This is a genomic window from Rhodococcoides kyotonense, from assembly GCF_900188125.1.
Taxonomy (GTDB): Bacteria; Actinomycetota; Actinomycetes; order Mycobacteriales; family Mycobacteriaceae; genus Rhodococcoides; species Rhodococcoides kyotonense.
This window is the reverse complement of sequence record NZ_FZOW01000021.1, coordinates 51,863-77,487: the sequence shown is the minus strand read 5'-3', so window position 1 is coordinate 77,487 and position 25,625 is coordinate 51,863. Positions and strand designations below refer to the sequence as shown.

Genomic DNA, 25,625 nt, shown 5'->3' with positions numbered 1-25,625 from the left:
GAAGGCATGAGCGAGCCAGTGGGACCGTCGTCGGACTACGTCCAGTCGCTCGGGCGCGGCCTTGCGGTCATCCGGGCGTTCGATGCCGAGCATCCGCGTCGAACGTTGACCGACGTTGCGCGACAAACGGATCTGACCCGCGCGACAGCCAGACGATTTCTCCTGACGTTGGTCGAGCTCGGCTACGTCCGCACCGACGGCACCCTGTTCTGGCTCACCCCACGGGTCCTCGAACTCGGCTACAGCTACCTGTCGTCGCTGACACTGCCCGACGTCGCCGGACCGCACCTCGAATCACTGTCACAGCACGTCCACGAATCGTCGTCGGTGTCGATCCTCGACGGCGACGACGTGGTCTACGTCGCGCGCGTCCAGGTATCCCGCATCATGACCGTCGCGATTACCATCGGCACCCGATTCCCCGCCTATGCGACGTCGATGGGACGCGTCCTGCTCGCCGGCCTGGCATCCGATCGCCTCGACGACTACCTCGCCCGGCTCGACCCTGTGCAGCTGACCGGAAAGACCATCACCGACGTCGACGCGTTGCGCCGTGAGCTCGATTCCGTTCGCGTGCAGGGCTACTGCCTCGTCGACCAGGAACTCGAAGCTGGCCTTCGGTCCATCGCCGCACCCATCCACGACACCACCGGAAGCGTCGTCGCCGCAGCCAACGTCTCCACCCCCGCGGCGCGGCACTCCGCCGACGCCGCCCGCGACCACCTGCTGCCCGCCCTGCTGACCGCTGCGCAGGCCATCGAGACCGACCTGCACCGCGTGGACTCGAACTCCGCCGACAACAAAGGAATTTCCCATGCCTGACGCCGTCATCTGCGAACCGCTCCGCACCCCCGTCGGCCGCTTCGGCGGAGTGTTCGAAGACGTCACACCCGAGGCTCTCGCAGCCACCGTGATCACCGAACTCGTCCGCCGCACCGGCATTTCCGGGACCGACGTCGACGACGTCATCCTCGGCCAGGCATCGCCGAACGGTGAAGCACCGGCCATCGGCCGCATCGCAGCCCTCGACGCAGGCCTCGGTATCGACGTGCCAGGCCAACAGATCGACCGTCGCTGCGGCTCCGGACTGCAAGCCGTACTCCAAGCCTGCATGCAGGTTCAAACCGGCGGAAGCGACCTCGTCCTCGCCGGCGGTGTCGAAAGCATGAGCCAAGCCGAGTTCTACGCCACCGGAATGCGGTGGGGCGTCAAGGGAGAAGCCGTAGCACTCGCCGACCGACTCGCCCGGGCCCGAGTCACCGCAGGCGGCAGAAACTTTCCGGTGCCCGGCGGCATGATCGAGACCGCCGAGAACCTCCGCGCGGAATTCTCCATAAGCCGCGCAGACCAGGACGCACTTGCTGTCGATTCGCACCGCAAAGCCGTTGCGGCACAGAAGAACGGAGTGTTCGCCGAAGAGATCGTCGGCGTCTCGGTGCCACAACGCAAGGGCGACCCCCTCGTCGTCGACACCGACGAACATCCCCGCGCCGACACCTCGATCAACTCACTTGCCAAGCTGCGCCCGATCCGCGGCAAGGTCGACCCCGATTCCACCGTCACGGCAGGCAACGCCAGTGGACAGAACGACGGCGCCGCACTGGCCATCGTCACCACCCCCGAGAAAGCTGCGCAACTCGGACTGAAGCCCATCGCCACGCTGGCGAGTTGGGCGGTCGCCGGAGTGCCGCCCCGCACGATGGGCATCGGACCCGTTCCCGCCACCGAAAAGGCTTTGGGCCGAATCGGACTCACGCTCGACGACATGGGCGTGATCGAACTCAACGAAGCGTTCGCCGCACAGACCCTCGCCGTCCTGCGCACGTGGGGCATCGAGCCCGACGACGCCCGCCTCAACCCCAACGGATCCGGCATCTCCCTCGGCCACCCCGTCGGCGCGACCGGCGGCCGCATACTCGCCACACTGCTGCGCGAAATGGACCGACGCGAGTCGCGATACGGGCTGGAGACGATGTGCATCGGCGGAGGACAGGGTCTCGCGGCAGTATTCGAAAGGATCGGCTGACTAGTCCGTGGTTCTGGTCCGCGCTGCCAGTTCCGCCCTCGATCGGATTCCGAGCTTCGAATACACACGGGTGAGGTGGAACTGAACGGTCTTGACGGACAGGTACAGCTCGGCGGCGACTTCGCGATTGGTCATTCCGGTCGCCACCAGACCGGCCACGGCCTCCTCCTGTGGAGTCAACGTGTCGTGCGAGCGGTCCTTCAGGACAGCGTTCATACCGCCGGCTTTGAGTTCTCGGTCGCATCGGCTCACATAGGTCGATGCGCCGAGAGCCGAATAGTCCTCGCGCGCAGCCGAGATGACGACATCCGCTTCCCGGCGCTTCCCTGCGCGGCGGAGGGTCAGTCCGTAGACGTAATTGACGCGCGCACGGTCGTAGATCAGCGGTAGCGGCGCGAGCGAGGCCAGCGCCTCCTCGAACGACACCCGTGCGGCATCGAGTTCGCCACGTGCCCCGTGCCACCGGCCACGAGCACAAGACAGCCTGGCGAGCGCCGAACGATGCCCCCGTGCAACGGCTCTCTCCTCGTGATGGGACAGAAAAGCGTCCGCCTCCGACAAACGCCCTTCGACGACCAACGCATTCGCGTACACGTCGGGCCACGGCCAGAAACCGGGTTCGGAGACGTCGGCCTGAGCCCAGGACTCGGTGAGTGGAGCCAGCGCTCGCAGTACGCCCGCATAGTCCGCCCGTGCCTCGGCGATCGCGGCACGGCCGAGGGCTGCGGGAACTCTCATGATCTCGTACTCCCGAGCACCCGCGTCGCCCAGTCGCGCGGACTCCGCTGCTGCTTCCCAGTCACCGCGCAGCGCGTGGATCTGGGTCACGGTCCACTGCAGCAACGGAATGATCAGCGCCGCACCCGATCTCCCCACAAGGTCGGCACCCGACGTCGCTGTCCGCAGGGCCGCATCCCAGTCGCCGGTCACGAAATACGTTCTGGCCAGCCACGCTTGCGCCCACGACGAGATGCGTGTCGACCCACCGAGAAAGTCGGTCGGTGCCGCGGCTTCCAATTCTCCACGCGCGACGTCTATTCGGTCCGTCGCCAGATGCAGCCATCCGGCGCCCATCTGTACACGTTGGCCGACAGCACCGGTATTGGCTTGCTGCCAAAGGCTTTCATAGCTGCTCAGCGATTCCGGTATCCGGCCGGTGCTTCCCAACCCGAGACCACGGATGGACTGTGCTTCGATCGCCGTCGGATCGTCCGCCCCGACCAACTCGACAGCTCGATCTGCCCATTCGACCAACTGAGCTCCGTTGCAGCGAGCGAGATTATGAAGTACCTGCCGGTGACAGATCACTGCAGCGACGTCGGGTTCGTGCCTGCTCCGCACGAGTTCCCACGCACGGGCGAGGCGCGCCTCGGCCTCGTGCGGCCGTCCACGAAGAATCGCAAGGTACCCGAGAACAACACTCCGCATGGGCGTTTCGCGGAAGCTCTCGATCTCTGCGACATATCCGGACGCTGCCGGTATGTCACCGGCGCCGATGAGGGCATCCACGGCAAGGACGAGGCGGTCGTCGCGCGTGTGGGTGTCGCCGCTCGATCTGCTGGACAGTGCGTACAACCGTGCGGCCGAGGCCCATTCACCTGTGGCTGCCCGTTCGACGGCCAACGTCGCCAATTGATCGGACAGGTCCGAATCGGGCCCGGACGCCGCGTCGACCAGATGTGCGAGTGCGTCGGCACGGTCTTCGACGACCGACGCGGCCACGCGATGAAGTGCGCTCAGCTCGACGCGACCGAGCGCAGAAAGTATCGCAGCCCGCGCCATCCGATCGGGGCAGGCGAGGACCGTCGAGGTCGATCGCTGCTGCACCGAGATCAATCCTGCCCGTTCTGCGGCGTCGATTGCCGACCACGGGTCACCGTCGATTCCTGCGACAGCAGCGACGACAGGAACTGCCGCTGACTCCAATACCGCAGCAGCACTGCATAATCGACGCGCATCCTCGTCGAACGTCGCGAGTGCGTCGACCACGGAAGACAGGAGAAATCTCGGTGCGGGGAGTTCAGGTCGAATCCCCGTCCACGTATCCGGCGCCAGTTCGGCCAACAGGGCCGCGGTGTGCCGCGGGCGTCCACCGGTGTGCAGCGTCAAATGTGCAGCAGCGGACTGCGACAACACGATTCCGCAGCGCGCGGCCATGTCCGTCACCTCTGCGGTGTCCAACAAGCGGATCGGAACGGTCGACTCCGCTGCTCGCTCGAGGGCCTCGTGCGCCGACGAACGCCCGCCCGGGCCGAGAGTCCGCGTGCACACCACCGTGACCGGCACACCGCGGTGATACCGAACGAGTGATGCGAGCAGCTCGAGGGAATCGGTGTCCGCATTCTCGGCGTCGTCGACGAGTACGACGACAGGGCGTTGATCCGTGGCACCGAGCGCTGTCCTCACCTGAAGGACTCGCGATTCGAGCGAATCTGTCCCTTCCCATACACTTTCGGTTCCCACGACCTGACGGACGACGCCATACGGGAGGGACGCCTCCCACGGGACCGCGCGGACGCGTCGTACATCGGTTTCGCTGCCTCGGATCCGATCCTCGACGGCACCGAGCACAGAGGACTTGCCTGACCCCTGGACGCCCTCGATCACGACGAACGCCGAGCGGCGGTCACCGAACGCAGCCAGAACCGCGTCGACGATCGATTCGCGGCGGTGATTCACTCCACCACCGTATCCACGAATCGACACCGATACCGCCGATCAGCCGAGGTCGCCGCCCGCAACGGGAAGCACGGTACCCGTGATGTACGACGCCTCGTCGGACGCCAGGAAGCAGATCGCGGCGGCTTGTTCGTCGAGTGTTCCGTATCGGCCTAGCGTCGACGAGCCCACTGTCTGATCGACGAGCTGCTGGTACCACTGCTTTTCCTGGTCGGTCGACGGACCGGGACCGCGGGCGATGCGTCGCGCAGGCGCGTCGGTCCCGCCGGGAGCGGTGGCGACGACGCGGACTCCGTACGGCGCGGCTTCGAGCGCGAGGTTCGACGTGATGGCATTGACGCCACCCTTGGCTGCACCGTAGGGAACCCGGTTGATTCCGCGTGTGGCGACGGACGAGACGTTGACGATGGTTCCGCGCCGACGCTCGATCATGTGCGGGACCACCGCGCGGCACGACCACAATGTCGGAAACAGCGACCGCGAGATCTCCTTCTCGATCTGCTCCGGCGGATACTCGGCGAACGGCTTGGCCCAGATGGTGCCGCCGACGACATGGATCGACACGTCGATTCGGCCGTGACGAGCGATCGCAGCATCGACGACAGACGACGCGCCTTCCCACGTCTCGAGATCTGCCAAGACGCCGTGGGCTTTCGCCTCGTCGTGGTCGAGTTCGTCGGCCAGTGCATCGACGAGTTCCGAGCGATCGGCCAGGACGAGATCACCGCCCTCGGCAGAGATTCGTCGAGCAACCCATTCGCCGATACCCTGCGCTGCGCCGGTCACGAGAACGACCTTGCCCGCGAAGCGGCCAGGGTGAACGAACGCAGGCCGCTTGCTGCGAGCCATGTCCTGCATCGCGCGTTTCATCGTGACCTTGGATCTCTCGGCGTGCTCGGCGATGAGTGTGCGTGCACGGTCTCGGTCCTGCGACTCGAAAGCATCGACGATGTCGACATGGTCCTGGGCGCACAACGGATCGCACCACACTGCGTTTCGAAGAGTCTCCGCCATCGCCGCTTTCACCCCGAGCGCCTGGTACGCCTGCAGCAGGTGTTCGTTCCTGGTCTGTGTAAAGAGGTAGTCGTGGAACGCGGCATTGGTCTCGGTATAGGCAGCGGCGTCGACGAACCGATCACCGTCGACGTAGCGCGTCGTCGTCTCAGCGAGCAATCGATAGCCGGCGATCTGCTGCGACGAGAGCCTGCCGATGACGAGTTCCAGCGCACCGAGTTCGAGGGCACGACGCGCTTCGAACACGGCGTCGGATTCGTGCACCGACGGATGCTCTTCGCCGATTTCGTAGTCCGCGGAGACGGGTTCTGTTCGTGCGACCGTCGGCGCGATGTCGCGCTGCGGCCACACGGCCTGACCTGCCACCGAGCGAGCGTCCGCGGCGACGATGATGGTCGACTCGTCTTCGTCGAGGGGAATCGATGGGCCGTCGGATCCGGCGACGCCGACGCGTTGCCCGGCGATGGATCGAAGCGTGGCGACCTCGTCTGCCAGGGTTTCGACGGCTGGGGTGTCGACGACCGGGGTTTCGACGGCTGGGGTTTCGACTGCCGGGGTTTCGACGGGCGCGGCCTTGTCTTCGGTCTTCGCGGACGGCGCGAATTTCTCGTAGTAGAACCCTGTCGGTTCGACGCCCTCATTCGCGAAATATGTTCGTACTGCCTCGACCATCGGCGGCGGACCGCACAGGTAGACGGCGACGTCACCGTCGTTCAGGTGATGGGGTTCGATGAATCCCGTGACGTAACCCTTGTTCTCGGCGGTGCTCGTCGGATCCGATACGCAGTGACTCCAGGTGAAGTTGTCGAGACTCTTGGCCAACTGCTCGAGCTCGTCGAGCTGTACGACGTCGTCGTCCGTGCTCGCGCCGTAGACGAGGTGCACCGTTCGAGAAGAGCCCTCTGCGTCCAGTTTTCGCAGGATCGACAGGATGGGCGCGAGACCGGTACCTCCGGCGAGAAGTAATGCCGGGCGCTCGGCCTCACGCAGGAAGAAGCTGCCGTGCGGCCCGGTGAAGGAGATACTGCCGCCTTCGGCAGCGCGCTCGTCGAGGAACGTCGACATCACTCCGCCGGGGGTAAGTTTCACGAGAAACTCGAGCTCGGCGGAACCCGGCGTGCAACTGAACGAGTACGACCTGGTCTCCTCGCTGCCCGGCACCGCGATGTTCACGTACTGTCCGGGAAGAAATGCCAGATCGACGCCCGCCGGAGACGCGACCGCGAACCGAACCGTCGTCGGCGACAGTCTTTGTACTGCAGTGATCTTCGTACTGTGCGTGGCCGCCTGCGTCTTGGCCACCGCAGACGTACTCGCGATCTGCAGAACAAGATCCGACTTCGGCGTCATGCTGCACGGCAGACAGTATCCTTGGTCGGATTCGTTGTCGGACAGCGCATCGTCCAGGTAAGTGCCACCGTTGTAGTCACCCGACTCGCACAGCGCCTTGCACGTTCCGCACGCGCCGTCGCGGCAGTCGAGCGGGATGTTGATCCGCGAGCGGTACGCAGCGTCGGCGACGGTCTGCCCGTCCGCACACGTGATGAATCGGGTGACACCGTCCTCGAAGGACAGCGCGACACGGTGGCTCATGAGAATTCCTCTCTCACAGCTCCTTCGCGTGGAAGGAACAGTCAGAAGTGGTAGATGTCGACGACGTGATGGATGTAGTCGTTCTTGAGCACCACGGTCTTTCGACGAATGAGCGGCGACTCACGGGAGAAGTCGATGGTGTAGAAGGACGTCCCGTAGTACGGGTCGATGGTCTTGTAGCGGAAGTACATGGTGTGCCAGTTGAATCGGACGTCGACGATGTCGCCTCGACGTTCGATGACTTCCACATTGCTGATGTTGTGGCTCGTGCGTGGTTCGGGAATCGAGGTGGCGCTGGAACGTTCGGTACGAATACGGAAGACGCGGTCCTCAAGTCCACCCTTGTTCTCGTAGTAGATCAGCGAGATATCGGTCTGTGGGTCCTCAGTCAGCAGGTCGTCGTCGCCCCAGCTCGGCATCCAGTATTCGACGTCGTCCGCGTAACACGTCAGCCACTTCTCGAATTCGCGGTCGTCGAGATAGCGAGCCTCACGATAGAGAAACTGCTCGATCGACGTCTGTGTTATTTCTTTTGTTGCAGTAGTCATTTCACGCCTCGCTCGCGCTCGATAGCGGCCAACATCGTCTGTTTCCAGTAGCCGTGTTGGACCGGATAGAGACCTTCGTCCTCGTTCTTGACTCCGGCCGAGATCACCCCGTGCATGTCCAAGGCTTCGGCAACGGGGTCGGGGCCGGTGAGCCAATGCTCGGCACCGCGGCTCATGTCGTTCCACGGCGCGTTGGTGGCCTGGAATGTCAGCTGGCAGGACCGGAATTCCTCGAGATCGTCGGGGGTGGCCATGCCCGACGCGTTGAAGAAGTCCTCGTACTGACGGATGCGATGCGTCCGGGCCGCCTTGCTCTCACCCTTCGGGGCGATGCAGTAGATGGTCACCTCGGTCTTGTTCGGTGCGATGGGCCGGAAATGCCGTATCTGCGTGGAGAATTGGTCCATGAGGTAGACGTTCGGGTACAGGCACAGGTTGCGAGAACCCTTGACCATGAACTCGCCCTTGGCATCCCCGTGCTCCTTCTTGAGATCGTCCATCTTGTCCCAGAGCGGCCGGTCCTGCGGATTCGCCGCCCACGTCCACAGGCACAGATGACCGTTGGGATAGGACCAGTAGCCGCCGCCCGACTTGCCCCAGCCTCCGGCGTCGAGCGCCTTGGTCGTGTTCTTGGATTCGCCGTTGCTGCGACGCGACGTCGTGGCTGCGTAGTTCCAGTGCACGGCGCTGACGTGGTAGCCGTCGGCGCCGTTCTCCGCCTGCACTTTCCAGTTGCCGTCGAACGTGTAGGTCGACGACCCGCGCAGTACTTCCAGCCCGTCGGGTGACTGGTCGACGAGCATGTCGATGACCTTCGTCGTGTCGCCCAGATGCTCGGCGAGACTCGTCACGTCGTCGTTCAGACTCGCGAACAGGAAGCCTCGGTAGTTCTCGAACCTGGGGACCTTCGTGAGGTTGTGGGAGCCGTCGACGTCGAACGTCTCGGGGTAGCCGGCGCCGTCAGGATCCTTGACTTTGAGCAGGGTCCCGTCGTTGCGGAACGTCCAGCCGTGGAACGGGCAGGTCAGCGTCGTCCGGTTGTCGGTCTTGCGGCGGCACAGCATCGCTCCGCGGTGAGCACACGCATTGATCAGGCAGTGAAGCTCGCCGTCCTTGTCCCGCGTGATCACGACGGGTTGGCGGCCCATGTGCACGGTGAAGTAGTCGCCGTTGTTCGGCAGTTGACTCTCGTGGGCGATGTAGATCCAGTTGCCCTCGAAGATGTGCTTCATCTCCAGTTCGAAGATCTCCTCGTCGGTGAAGATGCTGCGGTTCGCGCGGTAGATGCCCGCATCGGGATCGTCGACGACAGCACCTGCGACCGTGTCGTGCACGTGGTCCAAGATCTCGGTCATGGGTCCTCCAGGAGTGTGTGGTCCGGTTGCTTCGAGGCTGTCATCACGTGTCGCCGGTCACACCAGGGCTAACCCTAGACACCACCTAGGCAGACATTGATAAGCCACAGCGATCAATGGAACGCTGCTACGTCTTTGTCATCGATGGATCGGGCTCCTAGTGTGGGTTGGGTCACGAAACGACCGGCAGGAGGTGACACCCACCATGGAGCTACGACATCTGCACCATTTCGTCGCTGTCGCCGAGACGCGACACTTCGGTCAAGCCGCCAAGCGTCTGTACCTGGCCCAACCTGCTCTGTCTCAGTCGGTACGGCAGCTCGAAACCGAACTCGGCGTCACCCTGTTGGCCCGCACGACACGGCAGGTCAGTCTCACGCCCGCAGGCGAGTTCTTCTACCGCGAAGCCACGCGCATCCTGGAGACTCTCGACGAGACCGTGCGCGGTGTCCGACGGATAACCGACGGCCGGCTCGGCCTGGTGCGCATCGGCTTCACCGGCACGGCCGCCTACGACAAGCTTCCGTCGATCTCGCGCGCTGTGAAGCAGCGGCTTCCCGGCATCGCGCTGGAAGTCCACGGTGACCTGCTGACGCCTGCACAGGTCGACGGGCTCCGCTCGGAACACCTGGACCTTGCGGTCCTGCGTCCGCCCGTGGCAGGCGACGACCTCGTGGTCCGGACAATCTCGACCGAATCCCTCGTGCTGGCATTGCCGTCGGACCACCGCCTGGCGGACCAGCCGGCACTCGAGATCCTCGACATCACCTACGAGGACTTCGTGATGTACTCCGACAGCCACTCGGCCGTCAACGACGCCGTCGTGTCCAGCTGTCGCGCAGCCGGATTCACTCCGCGACGCGAACACGAAGCACCCGACACATCGGTGCTGCTGGCACTTGTCTCGGCCGGCCTCGGCATCGCGCTCGTTCCCGAATCCGTTCGTGCACTGAAACTCGACGGAGTCGTCTTCCGCGACATCAGCGGTGCGACGACGATCGACCTCGCGCTCGCGTGGCGCCGAGACCACTCGTCCGCCCTTGTCGAATCCCTCGTCCAAGCACTCGAAGACGCGGACATTCTGCCTCCGCTCGAGAAGACGACTCTGAAAGACATCTCATGAAAATCACTGCAGTCGACGCGATTCCCTATTCCATCGACTACCGAAAGCCGCTGAAATTCGCCAGCGGAGAAGTACACGCCGCCGAGCACGTCCTCGTCAGAGTGCACACCGACGACGGCATCGTCGGTATCGCCGACGCTCCCCCGCGTCCGTTCACCTACGGTGAGACCCAGCGCGGCCTCGTCGCCGTCATCGAGACCATCTTCGCGCCTCAGGTCGTGGGACTGGCGCTGAACGAGCGCGAAATCGTCCATGCACGTCTGTCGCGCACCGTCGGCAATCCCGTCGCGAAAGCGGCTGTCGACATAGCGATCTGGGACGCTCTCGGACGTACACTCGACATGCCCGTCACCGACCTTCTCGGCGGATACACCGACCGCATGCGCGTGAGCCACATGCTCGGCTTCGACACACCGGAAGCGATGGTCGACGAGGCCACCCGCATGCGCGAGACGTACGGCATCGACGTGTTCAAGGTCAAAGTCGGCCGTCGGCCCGTCTCGCTCGACACCGCAGTCGTACGTGCTTTGCGCGAAGGACTCGGCGACGACGTCGAACTCTACGTCGACGGCAACCGCGGCTGGAGTGCGTCGGAGTCGGCAAAAGCTATGTCGGACATGGCCGATCTGGGCCTGACGTTGGCCGAGGAACTGTGCCCAGCCGACGACGTCCTCGGAAGGCGGTGGCTCGTCGGGCAATTGAACGTTCCGTTCGTCGCCGACGAGTCCGCCGTGACCCCGGCCGAAGTGACGCGCGAGATCCTCGGCGGATCGGCGACCGCAGTCAGCATCAAGACCGCGCGCAGCGGGTTCACCGGATCGACTCGGACGCTTCACTTGTGCGAGGGGCTCGGACTCGAAGTCGTCATGGGCAACCAGATCGACGGCCAACTCGGATCGACGTGCACCGTCGCCTTCGGGTCCGCATTCGAACTCACCTCACGGCGCGCAGGCGAACTGTCGAACTTCCTCGACATGAGCGACGACCTGCTCACCGAACCACTCGACATCCGCGACGGCGTACTCACAGTGCGACCAGGCGCCGGACTCGGCGTCGAGATCGACCCGGACAAGCTCGCGCGTTACCGGCAAGACATCTGAGCCACCTGAAACAGCCTGTTCCACCTTCTATCCGAGGAGTACACATGAGCGTCGAGCACGCACCAGAAGTCGCCACCGCAGCCGCCTCAGGAGCGAACGCGACTCAGCGTTTCGCCTCCGACAAGGCCTTCGCGGCGTCCACACCACCCGAGCGCGTGAGTCTGCTTGCACGCGAACTGCTTTCGGCGGTCCACAAGACCATCCGCGACCACGATGTCACGTACGACGAGTACAACGCCCTCAAGGCCTGGCTGATCAACGTCGGCCAGGACGGTGAATGGCCGCTGTTCCTCGACGTGTGGGTCGAGCACGTCGTCGAGGAAGTCGCGAGCGACACCCGCGAAGGCAGCAAGGGCACCATCGAAGGCCCGTACTACGTGCCGGATGCTCCCGAACTCGGCTCGGAGGCAACACTTCCCACTCGCGAGGGTGAGCACGGCACACCGTTGCTGTTCCAGGGACAGGTCACCGATGTCGACGGACACGGACTCGCGGGTGCACTCGTCGAGATCTGGCACGCCGACGCCGACGGCTTCTACTCGCAGTTCGCACCCGGCATCCCGGAGTGGAACCTGCGCGGCAGCATCACCGCCGACGACCAAGGCCGCTTCAAGATTCACACTCTGAAGCCTGCGCCGTACCAGATTCCCACCGACGGCGCCTGTGGCAAGCTCATCTCCGCCGCCGGATGGCACCCCTGGCGCCCCGCCCACCTGCACCTCAAGGTCGGCGCAGCCGGGCACCAGCAGATCACCACGCAGCTCTACTTCCCCGGTGACGCACACAACGACGACGACGTCGCCGATGCCGTCAAGCCCGAGCTCATCCTCGACCCGCAGGACGTCCCGGGCGGCCAGGAAGTTGTCTACAACTTCGCACTCGACAAGGCCTGAGAGGAAAGATACATGCTGTTCGCAGTGAAAATGGATGTGGCACTTCCCCTCGATCTCGACGCGGACGTGCGCACCGACACCCTCGCGCGGGAGAAGGCGTACTCGCAGGAACTCCAGCGCGGGGGTGAGTGGGTCAGCATCTGGCGGCTCGTCGGGCAGTACTCGAATCTGAGCATCTTCGACGTCCGAGACAACGCACGACTCCACGAAATCCTGTGGAATCTACCGCTGTTCCCGTACATGACGATCGAGGTGACCCCACTCGCCCAGCACCCGTCGGATATCGACGCGTCCTGACTCGATCAACTCGTCGACGCCCGCACCGTCAGGGTCGGCTGGAAATGCACGTGCTGTGGCGGCGCGGCTGGGTCCGCAACAGCGCGGTCGAGGAGATCGACTGCGGCACGGCCGATGTCGCGGCTCGGCTGCCGGACCGAGGACAGTGACACGACAGCGGACGCCGCGAAGTCGATGTCGTCGTACCCGATCACGGCGATATCGTCGGGCACGACGGAACGTCCGAGCATGACGAGGCTCTGCAGAACCCCAAGGGCGAGAAGATCGTTCGCGCAGAAGATGGCGTCGGGACGATCTTTCGGTGCCCGGTCGGCGATCCCTGCCGCGGCTGCCCGGCCTGCGAGCACGCTCAGTTCGGGAGTGCCGATCACGTCGACGGTGGCGTCGAACTCTGCCGCCGCCGCACGTGCTCCGCGCAGACGATCCGCAACCTGACGAAGGCTCGACGGGCCGCCGACGTACGCGATGCGTCGGCGGCCTTGCTCGCACAGATGCCGGACGGCCATCGCGCCACCGGCGACGTCGTCGACCGCGACGGACGAGAACGATGTGCCGGTCCCGTCTCGGTCGACCAGCACGACCGGAGTACCACGCGACTGCAGCGTCTCGAGTTTGGACAGGTTCTCCCCGACCGGCGACACGAGCAACCCGTACACCCGCTGCTCGTCGAAGGTGTCGAGGTACAGCCGCTCACGATCCGGGTTGTCGTCCGTCGATCCCGACAGCACCATCAGATTGCGTTCGGACGCACTCGCTTCGGCGCCGCGCGCGACGTCGGTGAAGAACGGGTTTCCCAGATCCAGAACAACGAGGCCGATGCATCGCGACCGCCCGGCACGCAGCTGACGGGCGGCGTCGTTCCGCACGAACCCCAGTTCGTCGATGGCCGCCATGACGCGATCCACCGTCGCGGGAGCAACCTTGTCCGGCGAGTTGAGCACGTTCGAGACCGTGCCCACGGATACGCCTGCCGCGGCGGCCACCTGCTTCATGCTCTTTGCCACGACGCCAGTCTTTCAGCTGATCGTCACGAACGTGGGCGCGGCACCAGACGTTCGAGCTGAATCACGTGCCCGGGCTCCAGTTCCTCGAGCGACGTGACGCCGAGCAGACGCATCGTGCGCTCGACCTGCTCGGACAAGATGTCGACAGCCCGGTTCACGCCTGCTTCGCCACCTGCCATGAGCCCGTAGAGGTATGCGCGGCCCACGAGAGTGAACCGCGCACCGAGCGCGATCGACGCGACGATGTCGGCACCGGACATGATGCCGGTGTCCAGCATGACCTCGGTGTCCGAGCCCACCTCGCGTGCGACGTCGGGTAGCAGATGGAACGGGATCGGTGCCCGATCGAGCTGTCTACCACCGTGATTGGACAGAATCAGGCCATCGACCCCGAGCTCGGTGACGGCTTTGGCATCCTCCACCGTCTGAATGCCCTTGACGACGAGCTTGCCCGGCCACTGCGATTTGATCCACGCCAAATCCTCGAACGTGACCGTGGGATCGAACATCGTGTCGAGCAGTTCGGCGACGGTTCCGGACCAGCGATCGATCGACGCGAACGACAGCGGCTCGGTGGTCAGAAAGTCGATCCACCACTGCGGCCGCGGAAGTGCGTTGACGACGGTTCCCGGCGTCAGAGCAGGCGGGATCGTCATGCCGTTGCGCTTGTCGCGCAGCCGGGCGCCCGCCACCGGGACGTCGACGGTCACGAGCAGGGTGTCGAAGCCGGCCTTCGCCGCGCGGTCGACGAGAGCCATCGACCGCTCGCGGTCCTTCCACATGTACAGCTGAAACCAGTTCCGGCCGTGTGGGTTGGCGTCGCGCACGTCCTCGATCGAGTGCGTGCCCATCGTCGACAGCGAGAACGGGATGCCTGCACGGGCGGCCGCGTGCGCGCCTGCGATCTCACCCTCGGTCTGCATCATGCGGGTAAATCCGGTGGGAGCGATGCCGAACGGCTGGGCCACGGGCGCGCCGAGGACGTCCCAGCCCGTCGACACCTTGGAGACGTCACGCAGGATCGACGGCCGGAACTCGATGTCCTGGAATGCCTGACGCGCCCGAGTGATCGACAGCTCGGCCTCGGCTGAGCCATCGGTGTAATCGAAGGCGGCCGTCGGCGTGCGGCGCTTTGCGATCCTGCGCAGATCCTCGATCGTCAGGGCCGCGTCGAGACGTCGCTTCTTCGCGTTGAGCTCCGGCTTCTTGAACTGCATGAGGGGCGCGAGATCGCGCACCTTCGGGATCTGTCTCTTGACCATTGCTGATCCTCTCTCGTTCATGCTGTTCGCGCCCGGTCTGTGTGCGCCCGCTGTCGGGACAGGCGTCGTGCCGCTGGTTCGTGCCGCTCCGGAGGGAACGTCGCCCAGACGATGCGACGCAACCGATCGAGATCACCGGAGATCAAGCCGTGGGTCCGTGCCTGTACCAGCACGTTACCCAATGCTGTCGCCTCGACGGGTCCCGCCAGCACATTGATGCCGAGTCGGTCCGCGAGAATTCCGCACAGCAGCGAGTTCTGCGCCCCGCCACCAACCACGTGGACCTGCTGCAGCGATATCCCCGCGAGCGACGCCGCGTCGCGCACCGCTTCCGCAAATGCCGCGGCCAGCGACTCGACGATCGCACGGACCATCTCGATGCGCGACGACGGCTCAGCGAGGCCCCGTTCGGAGTACCACGCGCGAATCCGCTGTGGCATGTCGCCGCGCGGAAGGAACACCGGGTCGTCCGCGTCGAAGACATGTGCGGGCGCAGGGCACTGAGCCGCAGCGGCAAGCAAGTCGGACAGATCGACAGGGGCGCCGTCCACCCGACTCCACTCCCGCACCGTCTCGGACAGCAGCCACAGCCCCATCACGTTGTGCAGCAACCTGTTTCGCCCGTCGACACCGGCTTCGTTCGTGAACCCGGCCTCACGTACGCGAGTGTTCAGCACGGGGCCTGACGTCTCTGCACCCACCAGTCCCCATGTGCCGCAGGATATGTAGACGGCGTTGTCGGGATTCATTGGGACCGCTGCAACTGCCGATGCGGTGTCGTGCGACCCAACGGCCGTCACCATCGCTGTCGTCGGGGCGCCGAGGAATCCGGGAAGCACGGGGCCGAGCGCCGTACCCGGATCGACGACGCCGGCGAACAGCGACGGCGCGATACCCAGTCGAGCCAGCAGGTCGGTGTCGAGCACCCCGTCGGTACCGAACACGCCCGTCGTCGACGCGTTGGTCCGTTCGGTCACCTCACGACCGGTGAGCCAATACGCGACGAGATCCGGGACCAGAAGGGCCCGATCGGCGAGCTCGAGCATCCCGTCCGCGCGGTCGACCGCCAACTGGTACACGGTGTTGAACGGAAGGAACTGTAATCCATTGCGGTCGAACAACTCTGCGCGGCTCACGACCGACTCGACCAGTTCGACCCCACGTTCGGACCGCTCGTCCCGGTAGTGATGCGGCAGACCTAGTAGCCGACCGCCACGCAGAAGACCGTAATCGACTGCCCACGAGTCGATTCCGATGCTCACCAGGTCGGCGGTACGAGCTGCGTCGGCGAGTCCTTTCCTGACATGCCCGAACAGCGCGGGCACATCCGTGTGCAGCGCTGCCCTGCTCCCGTTCCACAACCGGAGCGGTTCGTTGGGAAAACGTGCGACGACGTCGAGATCCAGCACGTCACGACCGGACGAATCGGTGCCGACAGTGCCGACCACGACGCGACCACTCGTCGCGCCGAGGTCGACGGCGGCAACCTGACCTGTGCTCATTTCGGTATCCGCTTCATCGGAGGAACGCGGCTGCAACACCTGCGTCGACAGGTATGTGCAGACCCGTCGTGTGCGAGAAGTCGGACGTGCACAGTGCAAATGCGGCGTTGGCGATGTTCTCCGGCAGCACTTCCCGCTTCAGCAGCGTGCGTTGTGCGTAGAACTTGCCCAGATCCTTCTCGTCGACGCCGTAGACCGCGGCACGCGAGGCGCCCCAGCCTGCAGCGAAGATGCCCGAACCCTGCACGACCCCGTCCGGATTGATGCCGTTGACCTTGACTCCGTGCTCACCGAGCTCGGCTGCGAGGAGTCGAACCTGATGCGCCTGATCGGCCTTCGTCGCGGAGTACGCGATGTTGTTCGGCCCGGCGAACACGGAGTTCTTGGACGAGATGTAGAGAATGTCGCCGCCCATCTTCTGCGCGATCAGCGCCGCAGCAGCAGACTTCGAGACGAGGAACGAACCACGTGCCATGACGTCGTGCTGCAGATCCCAGTCCGCGACAGTCGTTTCCAGCAGCGGCTTCGACAACGACAGGCCCGCGTTGTTCACGACGAGGTCGATACCACCGAACGCAAGGACGGTCGCGTCGACGGCCGCCTTGACGGCCGCTTCGTCGGTGACGTCGGCGCGAACACCGATCGCGACATCCGTACTGCCGATCTCGGCCGCAACGTCGGAAGCCTTCTGCTCGTCCAGATCCGCGATGACGACGCACGCGCCTTCTGCTGCGAGACGTCGGGCAATCGCTTTTCCGATTCCCGACGCGGCCCCGGTGACCAGCGCGATACGCGTCGCAAGCGGCTTGGGCTTGGGCATGCGTGCGAGCTTGGCCTCTTCGAGCGCCCAGTACTCGATACGAAACTTCTCGGATTCGTCGATGGGACTGTACGTCGACACCGACTCCGCGCCGCGCATCACGTTGATCGCGTTGACGTAGAACTCGCCTGCCACGCGGGCGGTCTGCTTGTTCGCGCCGAAGCTGAACATGCCGACACCGGGAACGAGCACGATCGCCGGGTCTGCGCCGCGCATCGCGGGTGACTCCTCGGTCGCGAAGCGCTCGTAATACGCCTGGTAGTCCTTGCGGTACGCCTCGTGCAGCGTCTGCAGACGCTCGACGGACTGTTCGACGGTCGCATCGGCAGGCAAGTCGAGGACGAGCGGTTTGACCTTGGTGCGCAGGAAGTGGTCGGGGCAACTGGTGCCGAGCGCAGCCAGACGCGGATGTTCGGTTGCGGCCAGGAAGTCCAGCACCACAGGCGAATCCGTGAAGTGGCCTACCTTCGCCTCATCGGTCGAGGCGAACCCACGAATGTGAGGAGCCAAGGCTGCTGCTTTCGCGCGACGTTCGGCGTCCGGCAGTGCAGCGTAACCGACGAGCGGCGCACCGAACGGTTCGGCCGTTCCGTTCTCGGCGAGATACGCCTCCGCTGCACGGATGATCTCGAGGGAATTGGCCTCTGCGTCGTCGGACGTCTCACCCCACGCTGTGATGCCGTGGCCACCGAGGATGCACCCGATAGCCTGAGGATTCGCGGCCTTGATTTCCGAGATGTCCAGTCCGAGTTGAAATCCGGGTCGACGCCAGGGAACCCAGACGACGGTGTCGCCGTAGATCTTTCGCGTCAACTCGGGGCCGTCGGCAGCCGTGGCGATCGCGATACCGGAGTCGGGATGCAGATGGTCGACGTGCGGGGCGTCGACGAGTCCGTGCATCGCGGTGTCGATCGACGGCGCCGCACCTCCCCGGCCGTGCAGGGTGTAGTCGAATGCGGCGACCATCTCGTCTTCGCGGTCGATGCCAGGGTAGACGTCGACGAGCGAGCGCAGTCGGTCGAGGCGCAGTACCGCGAGCCCCTGCTCGGTGAGTGTTCCCAGGTCGCCGCCAGATCCCTTGACCCACATGAGGTCTATGTCTGCCCCGGTCACAGGATCGACGTCGGTTCCCTTGGCGGAGGTGTTCCCGCCTGCGTAGTTGGTGTTGCTCGGGTCGGACCCGAGGCGATTCGATCGGGCCAACAGGGCGGCCACGGTCGGGTTCATCGTGAGATCTTCCTTCTGCGTAGTCATGTCATGCACCCCAGGAGGTCTGGGTGCCGCCGACGCGGTCGGTCTCGATTTGCTGCTGGTATCCCGATTCGGCGAACGCGCGCATCGGATCGGCCGGGAGTCCGCGGGATTCACGCCACGACGCGAGTTGCGGGCGCACGTCGGTGTAGAACGCATCCATGAAGATGCCGTTGGCACCCAACACATCTCCTGCTTCCTGGGCTGCCGTCAGAGCTGCGGTGTCGACGAGCGCCGCACGCAGCGTCATCTCCTGCACGTTGAGTACCGACCGGATCTGGCCGGGGATCTTTGCCTCGACGTTGTGGCACTGGTCGAGCATCAGAGCCAGATCCGACTCGGGCGAAAGCCCGCCGCCGCGAATGACCTCGAACAGAATCCTGAAGAGCTGGAACGGATCTGCCGCGCCGACGATGAGGTCGTCGTCGGCGTAGAAGCGTGAGTTGAAGTCGAACGATCCGAGCTTCCCGAGACGCAGCAGCTGCGCGACGATGAACTCGATGTTGGTCCCGGGCGCATGATGGCCGGTGTCGAGACATACTGCTGCGCGATCACCGAGTGCGACGGTGTGAGCGTACGAGGTTCCCCAGTCCGGAACATCGGTGACGTAGAACGCGGGCTCGAAGAACTTGTATTCGAGCACCAGTCGCTGACCCTCGCCGACGTGCTGATAGATCGCAGCCAGCGACTCCGCCAACCGATCCTGACGTCCACGGATGTCACCCTGGCCCGGGTAGTTCGTACCGTCCGCCAACCAGACCTTCAGATCCTGGGATCCGATCTCGGTCATGATGTCGAGGCAGCGAATGTGGTGATCGATCGCCTTCTGCCGCACAGTCTTGTCGGTGTGGGTCAGGCTGCCGAACTTGTACTCGTCGTCCTGGAAAGTGTTGGAGTTGACCGTTCCGAGACGCACACCCTGATCCGCTGCGTAGGCCTTCAGATCGGTGAAGCTGTCGACCAGATCCCACGGAATATGCAGTGCGACAGCAGGAGCCAATCCGGTCAACCGGTGCACGGTGGCCGCGTCGGCGATCTTCTCGTGAATCGTTCGGGGCGTGCCGAGGGTCCCGAACACTTTGAAGCGCGTGCCGGAGTTGCCGAACGCCCACGACGGAAGTTCGATCGCCAGGGCGTCGAGAATGCTCTCGGGTTGGACAGTATGGGTGGTCACAGTGCACGCTCCGGGGTGGGACTCGCGGTCTCGGTGATATCGGTGGTCAGGTTGTCGGAGACGACGGTGCCGTAGCGCTCGATCTCGATCTCGGGCAGAGACTTTCCGCGCGTGTTGGGGGCGAAGACTGCACCGATGACGAACGCGACGGTGAGCAGTCCGATGAGCAGGAGGCCGACGGTGGTGAGACCGGTGGCAGCGAGGAGCGTCGGGAAGAAGTAGCTGAGCAGACCGGTCGCGGTGCGGACGATGAAGAACATGAAGCCCTGTGCACTTGCGCGGTACGGCGTCGCGAACAGTTCACTTGCCCAAAGGCTGTAGAAGGCCTGCGCGCCGATTCCGCTCGCGACGCCCCATGTGATGGCGAAGATCAGTAGGGTCGGCATGCCTGCATCCGTGAAGAACACCAGAATCGCCCACGCTGCGATGCCGAGAACTGCGCCGATCGAGTACAGCAGTCGCTGGGAGATACGGTCGGCATACTTCATGAATCCGAAATACGTTGCCGCAACAGTGCAGCCCCAGACGAGAACCTGCAGCAGATTCTGCTCGACGGCACTTTCCACTCCCGCGCTTTCGTAGACACGGGGCATGAAGATGCCCGCCTGGCCTGCGACGGTATTCCAGAAGCCGTAGATTCCGATGAGCACCAGCAGGGCTGTGATGTTGACTCGCTTCGTGAACAGACCCTTGAGTCCTGCAGCGCCGAAGGTCTTTTCGCGTGCGGCCGCGCCTGCGGTGTCGTTCGTTTCGTTCTTCCAGATCACCGATTCGGGCAGCCCCTGGCGAATCCACCACACGACTGCGGCGACGACGAACAAGTGCATGAAGATGATGCGAGATCCGAGCAGATCCAGTGGTGCGAGCAGCGCTGCGAGGGCGAACCCGATGAACGGGCCGACGGACCACGCCAATTGGGCGGTTCCGACGTGTCTGGCTCGTTCACGGGACGGTGCCTGCTCGGCGATGTACGTCCACGACGCCGGAACACCGGCTCCGACGGCAACGCCGGTGATGACGAAAGCCGTCAGGAGCATCGCGAAGTTCATCGCGAACGCTGCGATAAGCACGCCGACCATGTAAACCATGAGGTCGTAGGTGTAGATCGCCTTGCGGCCGTACCGGTCGCACAGCGGTCCGCCGATTCCGGCACCGATGGCAGCGCCGAATGCGTTGGCGCTGAACGCCGCAAGCAAACCGACTGCCAGGTTGCTGATGCCGAACTCGTCTTGCCACAACGTCAGAGACGTGGCGATCGCGATGATCGATCCAGCCTCGATGTAGTTGCTCATCGCGACCGATATGGTCGCGCGCCACCCGGTGGTGGACTTGGCGCCGATCTTCATGAGAGCTCCGGGGAGGGGTGAGGGTCAGGGAAGGTGGAAGTAGTGCGTCAGAAATTCGAGTGGGGCGTCGGGACGCGCTGCCGGTTCGAAGTACTCGGCCATGGTTCGCTGCCAGCGGGCGTCGACGTCGGTGGCGCTCATCGCGGCAGTCATCGCTTCAGGATCCTCGGATTCGACGTATCCGACGACCAATCCGTCGTCGACGCGAAGAAACAACGAGTAGTTCTTCCATCCGGCGGTGCGCAGCGCGTCGAGCATCTCCGGCCACACGTGCTCGTGTGCAGCGAGATAGTCCTGCACTCGCTCCGGCCTGAGCTTCAACAGGAAGCAGACCTTGTGCAGCGCGCGGGTGTCGGATTCGACGGACATGGGACCTCTTCGGCGATGTAGGGGTGAACCACCATCGATTGAATTGAAACGTTTCAATCAGTGGCCTGGCTCACAGTAGGGCCCGGTTGTGTGACCCGTCAAGACCTTCGATACTTCTCCAGCTTGCGTACGACGCTTGATCGATCACGAAACCTGGGGGACGCTAGGCCCGTAGCAGATTGCTACACTCGGGTGACGTGCGGATACGAGGAGCAAGTCATGACGAACGTCGCAGACAGGGTCACCCGGTTCTCGTCCGAGCTGGTCGACGCCGCCGCCGCTGAGGGCGAACGCGAGAATCGGTCGGCTCGCCAACAGCTCGAGCACTGGGCGCGCGTCGGACGCGAAGTGTCGAACCAACGCCAGGTGGCCCGCAAACGCGTCGAAGCCGCACTTGCCGGGCGCACGCCCCTGAGCGCGCTGTCCGAGGAGGAGGGCGTCGTGTTCAACGCAGAAATTGCCACCGCCCTCGAAGAGTCGCTGGCCACGGGCAATCACGTTGCGGATCGTGCTGCGCAAGGACGCGCAACGGTATCTCTCGACGAGCAGGGACGCGTCGTGAAGCACCTACCTGACGGCACCCAGATCGTTCTGTGAGACGGCTCGATCTCGTCGTCGGCCCCAACGGTTCGGGGAAGACGACCTTCGTCGAGCAGCGCCTTGCGCCTCTTCTCCCGGGGAGCGTGTTCGTCAACGCCGACGTCATCGCGAAGGAGCGTTGGCCGGAATCACCGGAGGAGCATTCGTACGAAGCTGCGCGAATCGCCGCCGATATCAGGAACAGCCTTGTCGCACAGGGTGAATCGTTCATCGCCGAGACGGTGTTCTCGCATCCGTCGAAACTGGAGCTCGTCGACGCGGCCCGTCGCGCCGGTTATGTCGTCGTTCTGCACGTGATCATGGTCCCCGTCGAACTGTCCGTCGCTCGCGTCGCCGTCCGCGTGACCGAAGGCGGACATCATGTTCCGGAGGACAAGATCCACGAACGGTTCGATCGCCTGTGGCCGCTGGTCGCCGAAGCTATCCGGCGTTCGGACCACGCGACGGTGTACGACAACTCCGCCCCCGATATCACGCGGATTTCGGCCAAGTTCGTGGAAGGCGACCTCGTCGGCGAAAGTTCTTGGCCTGCTTGGGCGCCCACCCTCTCGTGAGTGTTCATGTATACCCCTCTATACATAAACACTCACGAGGGGTTCATTCGGCGGCTTGCGCCTGCTGCATCGCCGCCGCGACCATCCCGACGTCGTCGCCCACCTGGAACACCCCACGTGGCAAGTCCGGGAAAACCGCTCCCATGACTCCGACGACGAACAGCAGTCGCCGCCCGTCGCCGACGTCGAAATAGCCCGACAGTGCTTGCAGATTGATGAAGAGCCTCTCGGTCACCGGTTCGACGTCGGCCGATGTGCCGGTCTTGCCGACGACCAGCCCCTTCGCCGGACTGTCGACCCCGACGCCCACCAGCGAGCCGCGCTCCCCGAGTATCGGCTGGCCTGCCCAGAACGTGTCCGCCCAGGGTTGCTCATCGACCCACTTCAACCACGTGATGATCGCCTGCGGGGTCGCCGACGACGGGTCGCCGCCCTGCCCGTCGGTGATCACCAGATCCGTTGCCGGGACGCCTGCTTCGTCGGCCAACGCGCGAACCGTCGGCAGTCCGTCCTCGCAGTTGTCCGATCCGAGCTCGACTGCCAGGAGACACAGGAAGGTATTGGCGCCGGTGTTGTAGCTCGTCGCGAGAATCATTCCGCCGGATTCACCGAGCGGCGCGGACTCGAGGCTCGCGAGCCTCAGGGCATCCTGATAACCGTCGCTGGCCGGCAACGACGCTGCATCGTTGACTCTCGACGTCGACGAGACGGTAACCCCGTTGCGTTGGAGCGCTTCCACGAACAACTGTCGCGCCCAACTCTCCGCGTCGGTGATGCGGAAGACGGTGAGCGACGTCTTGCCCGCAGGCACGGAACCGCTGACGCGGATCAGCGTGGGGTCGACCGCGTCCGCCTCGACCGCCAGGGTCGAATCACTGTCTGCAGCACCGGTCGTCACCTGCGCATCGAGCGTGAAAAGCCCGTTGCCGGGCAGCATCTCGATCGACGCGGGTTCACCGGGCGAGCCCGGACTTGCCTGGATGTCGACGAGGTTGTCGTTGACGAAGATCGACGGCACGAGCCCCTCGACCGTGGAGTACGTCTCCCACAGCCGTGCGTCGACGAGCACGTCGCCGTCGATACGGTTCACTCCCGACGCCGCGACCTGACGAGCAAGGTCGTTCAGTCCGGCCAACGGGTCACCGGGCGCCAACACCGCGCCGGGAAGAGCGTCGGCATACACGTGATCGATCCCGTCGGTCGCGAATTCGAACTTTCCTTCCGACGCACCGCGACCTCCCAACGCAAGGTCACCCGAGCCCACGAGCACCAGGTCGCCGGTGAGCGTTCCTCCCGACGGCGCGGCCGTCGCGTAGACCGGAGTGGTGACGCGGCGGTCGGCGCCGAGCTCGTCGTACACGGTGCCGACCGTGAAGTGCTTCGTCTGCGACGCCAGCAACATGCGCTTGTCCGCCTCGCTGCTGTAGATCACCTCGTCCGTCGCAGGATCGACGACGAGGTAGGGCCACCGAGCGGTCGTGTACGGCTCGGTCTGCATGATGTCGACGGCCTCGGGCGGGAGCGTTCCGACCGATCCCGTGGTTTCCGACGCGGTCGCGTCGTTCGAGCAGGCCGCGACCAGCAGCACGCCGACAGCGGCAAGGGCGAGATATTTCCCGACGGTCATCGTGTACCCGACTTTCGCTTGAAATCTGTACTTTCACCCGAAACGGGACAATACTGCAATTTGCACACTGCAACATGCACTTCGCAGGTACATTTCACGAACGTCGCCCTTCTACTCACGCAGGAGTCCTCGATGTCCACCTCCCCCAGACGTAGGCGCGCTGCACTGGCAGCGGTGCTCGCGGCGGTCACGTTCGCCGCTTCATGCTCGTCGGACACGGAAACTTCGGGATCTTCGTCGACGACGCAAGCCCCCGACAGCGCTCTGGTTCCGTTCGACACCGATGCCATGGATTCCGTCGTCGAGCAGACCGCGACCGGTTTTCGAGAGATCGGCATGGTCGTACTCATCGAAACGCCCGACGGAAAGTACGTGAACACCTGGGGCGCAACGGAATCGGGAGGTAGCGAGGCGCCGTCGCTCGACACGAGGATGCGCATCGGATCCAACACCAAGACGTGGACGGGAACGGCGATCCTGCAGATGGTCCAGGAGGGCAAGCTGTCCGTCGACGACCCTGTGAGCAAGTATCGCCCCGAAGTGCCGAACGGCGAGAACATCACCATCGGGCAGTTGCTGGACATGCGCAGCGGGCTCTACAACTACACCGAGACCGTCGAGATCAACCAGGCCATGGACGAGGATCCCGGAAAAGTCTGGGCACCAGAGGAACTCGTCGCACTAGGGATCTCGAATCCGCCGTACTTCCCGCCCGGTGAAGGGTGGCACTACTCCAACACCAACACCGTGCTCCTCGGCTTGATCGCAGAACAGCTCGACGGCAGGGCCATCGAACAGATATTCCAGGATCGATTCTTCTCGACGTTGAACCTGTCCGGAACGTCGTTCCCCGCAAACACCGATACCGCAATCCCAGCGCCTTTCAGCAGGGGATACACCTACAGCGGCAATATCGAGACTCTCGGCGAAGGCAAGGAATCACTGTCCCCGGAAAGGCTGGCGGAGATCGAGTCGGGGTCGTTGCAGCCGCGGGACACGACCAACGACAACCCGTCGTGGACTTGGGCTGCGGGACAGGGCATCTCGACGGCTAACGAACTCGCCACATGGGTGCAGGCGATGGTGAAGGGCGACTTTCTCGACGACAGCACCCAGAAGTTGCGGATGGACAGCGTGCTGCCGACCGACCCGGACTCGCCCGGTGCCGCCGGATACGGCTACGGCCTCGCGCAGATGGGTCCGCTCTACGGTCACACCGGTGAGGTGCCAGGCTACAACTCGTTCATGGGATACGACCCCGTCAACGACGTCACGATGATCATCTGGGGCAACCTCGCACCCACTGCCGACGGCAATGCCCCAGCAGCACGACTGGCGATGGACTTGATTCCGTACGTCTACGCGCAGTCCGGCGGCAACGACAACGACGACACGGCCGACGACATCGACCAAGTGGGTGAAGCGGACGGTAACTGAACCGTTCACTAGGCTTGACCCTTCGGCTCGGTAAGCATCGGAGGGAGAAGC

General features: G+C 64.3%; 21 protein-coding genes. 9 read left to right on the top strand and 12 right to left on the bottom strand.

The window, feature by feature from the left end:
- Window positions 1-6 precede the first annotated feature (6 nt).
- Together CHB96_RS25565 and CHB96_RS25560 are read left to right on the top strand one after the other, a co-directional pair.
- On the top strand, window positions 7-822 hold the full coding sequence (locus CHB96_RS25565) for an IclR family transcriptional regulator (protein WP_089251617.1): 816 nt from the start codon (window positions 7-9) through the stop codon (window positions 820-822).
- The gene (locus CHB96_RS25560) at window positions 815-2,026 is read left to right on the top strand and encodes an acetyl-CoA C-acetyltransferase (protein ID WP_089251615.1); all 1,212 of its coding nucleotides are present in this window, start codon (window positions 815-817) and stop codon (window positions 2,024-2,026) included. The genes CHB96_RS25565 and CHB96_RS25560 overlap by 8 nt, the downstream gene beginning before the upstream one ends.
- On the opposite strand, the gene CHB96_RS25555 is transcribed toward CHB96_RS25560, so the two are convergent.
- The 4 genes from CHB96_RS25555 to benA are packed head-to-tail and all read right to left on the bottom strand — an operon-like array spanning window position 2,027 to window position 9,215.
- The gene (locus CHB96_RS25555) at window positions 2,027-4,705 is read right to left on the bottom strand and encodes a LuxR C-terminal-related transcriptional regulator (protein ID WP_089251613.1); all 2,679 of its coding nucleotides are present in this window, start codon (window positions 4,703-4,705) and stop codon (window positions 2,027-2,029) included.
- Between the two features lie 39 nt (window positions 4,706-4,744).
- Complete coding sequence (gene benC / locus CHB96_RS25550; RefSeq protein ID WP_089251611.1) at window positions 4,745-7,312, bottom strand: benzoate 1,2-dioxygenase electron transfer component BenC; 2,568 nt, start codon at window positions 7,310-7,312, stop codon at window positions 4,745-4,747.
- 41 nt (window positions 7,313-7,353) lie between these two features.
- The gene (gene benB, locus CHB96_RS25545) at window positions 7,354-7,860 is read right to left on the bottom strand and encodes a benzoate 1,2-dioxygenase small subunit (RefSeq protein ID WP_089251609.1); all 507 of its coding nucleotides are present in this window, start codon (window positions 7,858-7,860) and stop codon (window positions 7,354-7,356) included.
- A complete protein-coding gene (benA, locus tag CHB96_RS25540; protein ID WP_089251607.1) occupies window positions 7,857-9,215 on the bottom strand; it encodes a benzoate 1,2-dioxygenase large subunit in 1,359 nt (452 codons plus the stop codon). Before benA ends, benB begins: the two co-directional genes overlap by 4 nt.
- A gap of 205 nt (window positions 9,216-9,420) precedes the next feature.
- Between benA and CHB96_RS25535 the strand changes: the two genes are divergently transcribed.
- The 4 genes from CHB96_RS25535 to catC are packed head-to-tail and all read left to right on the top strand — an operon-like array spanning window position 9,421 to window position 12,628.
- Entirely contained in the window at window positions 9,421-10,338 is a 918-nt protein-coding gene (locus CHB96_RS25535; protein ID WP_089251605.1) for a LysR family transcriptional regulator, read from the top strand.
- Window positions 10,335-11,438, top strand: coding sequence for a mandelate racemase/muconate lactonizing enzyme family protein (locus CHB96_RS25530; protein WP_089251603.1), 1,104 nt, complete (start codon window positions 10,335-10,337; stop codon window positions 11,436-11,438). Before CHB96_RS25535 ends, CHB96_RS25530 begins: the two co-directional genes overlap by 4 nt.
- Window positions 11,439-11,482: 44 nt before the next feature.
- Window positions 11,483-12,331: a catechol 1,2-dioxygenase gene (gene catA / locus CHB96_RS25525; RefSeq protein ID WP_089251601.1), complete on the top strand. Its 849-nt coding sequence runs from the start codon at window positions 11,483-11,485 to the stop codon at window positions 12,329-12,331.
- Window positions 12,332-12,343: 12 nt separating this feature from the next.
- Entirely contained in the window at window positions 12,344-12,628 is a 285-nt protein-coding gene (gene catC / locus CHB96_RS25520) for a muconolactone Delta-isomerase (protein WP_089251599.1), read from the top strand.
- A 5-nt stretch (window positions 12,629-12,633) separates the two neighbouring features.
- On the opposite strand, the gene CHB96_RS25515 is transcribed toward catC, so the two are convergent.
- From CHB96_RS25515 to CHB96_RS25485, 7 genes are read right to left on the bottom strand one after another with little or no spacing between them, the layout of a single operon-like run.
- Window positions 12,634-13,632 (bottom strand): LacI family DNA-binding transcriptional regulator, encoded by a 999-nt coding sequence (locus tag CHB96_RS25515; protein ID WP_089251597.1) that lies wholly within the window; start codon window positions 13,630-13,632, stop codon window positions 12,634-12,636.
- A 23-nt stretch (window positions 13,633-13,655) separates the two neighbouring features.
- Window positions 13,656-14,894 carry an alpha-hydroxy acid oxidase gene (locus tag CHB96_RS25510; protein WP_089251595.1) on the bottom strand — a complete coding sequence of 413 codons (1,239 nt, stop codon included), beginning with the start codon at window positions 14,892-14,894 and terminating at the stop codon, window positions 13,656-13,658.
- Between the two features lie 17 nt (window positions 14,895-14,911).
- Window positions 14,912-16,396: a rhamnulokinase gene (locus CHB96_RS25505; RefSeq protein ID WP_089251593.1), complete on the bottom strand. Its 1,485-nt coding sequence runs from the start codon at window positions 16,394-16,396 to the stop codon at window positions 14,912-14,914.
- Between the two features lie 13 nt (window positions 16,397-16,409).
- Window positions 16,410-18,470: a bifunctional aldolase/short-chain dehydrogenase gene (locus CHB96_RS25500; RefSeq protein WP_089251638.1), complete on the bottom strand. Its 2,061-nt coding sequence runs from the start codon at window positions 18,468-18,470 to the stop codon at window positions 16,410-16,412.
- Between the two features lies 1 nt (window position 18,471).
- Window positions 18,472-19,641, bottom strand: a complete 1,170-nt coding sequence (rhaI, locus tag CHB96_RS25495; RefSeq protein ID WP_089251591.1) for an L-rhamnose isomerase — start codon at window positions 19,639-19,641, stop codon at window positions 18,472-18,474.
- The gene (locus CHB96_RS25490) at window positions 19,638-20,987 is read right to left on the bottom strand and encodes an MFS transporter (protein WP_089251589.1); all 1,350 of its coding nucleotides are present in this window, start codon (window positions 20,985-20,987) and stop codon (window positions 19,638-19,640) included. The genes rhaI and CHB96_RS25490 overlap by 4 nt, the downstream gene beginning before the upstream one ends.
- Before the next feature lie 24 nt (window positions 20,988-21,011).
- Entirely contained in the window at window positions 21,012-21,356 is a 345-nt protein-coding gene (locus tag CHB96_RS25485; protein ID WP_089251587.1) for an L-rhamnose mutarotase, read from the bottom strand.
- 219 nt (window positions 21,357-21,575) lie between these two features.
- Between CHB96_RS25485 and CHB96_RS25480 the strand changes: the two genes are divergently transcribed.
- Window positions 21,576-21,953, top strand: coding sequence for a TA system antitoxin ParD family protein (locus CHB96_RS25480; RefSeq protein WP_089251585.1), 378 nt, complete (start codon window positions 21,576-21,578; stop codon window positions 21,951-21,953).
- Entirely contained in the window at window positions 21,950-22,510 is a 561-nt protein-coding gene (locus tag CHB96_RS25475; protein ID WP_089251583.1) for an ATPase, read from the top strand. Before CHB96_RS25480 ends, CHB96_RS25475 begins: the two co-directional genes overlap by 4 nt.
- 43 nt (window positions 22,511-22,553) lie before the next feature.
- On the opposite strand, the gene CHB96_RS25470 is transcribed toward CHB96_RS25475, so the two are convergent.
- Window positions 22,554-24,137 (bottom strand): D-alanyl-D-alanine carboxypeptidase/D-alanyl-D-alanine-endopeptidase, encoded by a 1,584-nt coding sequence (locus tag CHB96_RS25470; RefSeq protein WP_089251581.1) that lies wholly within the window; start codon window positions 24,135-24,137, stop codon window positions 22,554-22,556.
- 132 nt (window positions 24,138-24,269) lie between these two features.
- Here CHB96_RS25470 and CHB96_RS25465 point away from each other — a divergent pair, with 132 nt between their 5' ends.
- The gene (locus tag CHB96_RS25465) at window positions 24,270-25,574 is read left to right on the top strand and encodes a serine hydrolase domain-containing protein (RefSeq protein WP_089251579.1); all 1,305 of its coding nucleotides are present in this window, start codon (window positions 24,270-24,272) and stop codon (window positions 25,572-25,574) included.
- Window positions 25,575-25,625: the final 51 nt, after the last annotated feature.

Coding starts and splice junctions, on each gene's coding strand:
- CHB96_RS25500 (WP_089251638.1), bottom strand. CDS start 18,470: ATGACTACGCAGAAGGAAGATCTCACGATGAACCCGACCGTGGCCGCC.
- catA (WP_089251601.1), top strand. CDS start 11,483: ATGAGCGTCGAGCACGCACCAGAAGTCGCCACCGCAGCCGCCTCAGGA.
- benB (WP_089251609.1), bottom strand. CDS start 7,860: ATGACTACTGCAACAAAAGAAATAACACAGACGTCGATCGAGCAGTTT.
- CHB96_RS25470 (WP_089251581.1), bottom strand. CDS start 24,137: ATGACCGTCGGGAAATATCTCGCCCTTGCCGCTGTCGGCGTGCTGCTG.
- CHB96_RS25480 (WP_089251585.1), top strand. CDS start 21,576: ATGACGAACGTCGCAGACAGGGTCACCCGGTTCTCGTCCGAGCTGGTC.
- CHB96_RS25530 (WP_089251603.1), top strand. CDS start 10,335: ATGAAAATCACTGCAGTCGACGCGATTCCCTATTCCATCGACTACCGA.
- CHB96_RS25485 (WP_089251587.1), bottom strand. CDS start 21,356: ATGTCCGTCGAATCCGACACCCGCGCGCTGCACAAGGTCTGCTTCCTG.
- CHB96_RS25535 (WP_089251605.1), top strand. CDS start 9,421: ATGGAGCTACGACATCTGCACCATTTCGTCGCTGTCGCCGAGACGCGA.
- benA (WP_089251607.1), bottom strand. CDS start 9,215: ATGACCGAGATCTTGGACCACGTGCACGACACGGTCGCAGGTGCTGTC.
- CHB96_RS25465 (WP_089251579.1), top strand. CDS start 24,270: ATGTCCACCTCCCCCAGACGTAGGCGCGCTGCACTGGCAGCGGTGCTC.
- CHB96_RS25490 (WP_089251589.1), bottom strand. CDS start 20,987: ATGAAGATCGGCGCCAAGTCCACCACCGGGTGGCGCGCGACCATATCG.
- CHB96_RS25510 (WP_089251595.1), bottom strand. CDS start 14,894: ATGGTCAAGAGACAGATCCCGAAGGTGCGCGATCTCGCGCCCCTCATG.
- CHB96_RS25560 (WP_089251615.1), top strand. CDS start 815: ATGCCTGACGCCGTCATCTGCGAACCGCTCCGCACCCCCGTCGGCCGC.
- CHB96_RS25565 (WP_089251617.1), top strand. CDS start 7: ATGAGCGAGCCAGTGGGACCGTCGTCGGACTACGTCCAGTCGCTCGGG.
- benC (WP_089251611.1), bottom strand. CDS start 7,312: ATGAGCCACCGTGTCGCGCTGTCCTTCGAGGACGGTGTCACCCGATTC.
- catC (WP_089251599.1), top strand. CDS start 12,344: ATGCTGTTCGCAGTGAAAATGGATGTGGCACTTCCCCTCGATCTCGAC.
- CHB96_RS25505 (WP_089251593.1), bottom strand. CDS start 16,396: ATGAGCACAGGTCAGGTTGCCGCCGTCGACCTCGGCGCGACGAGTGGT.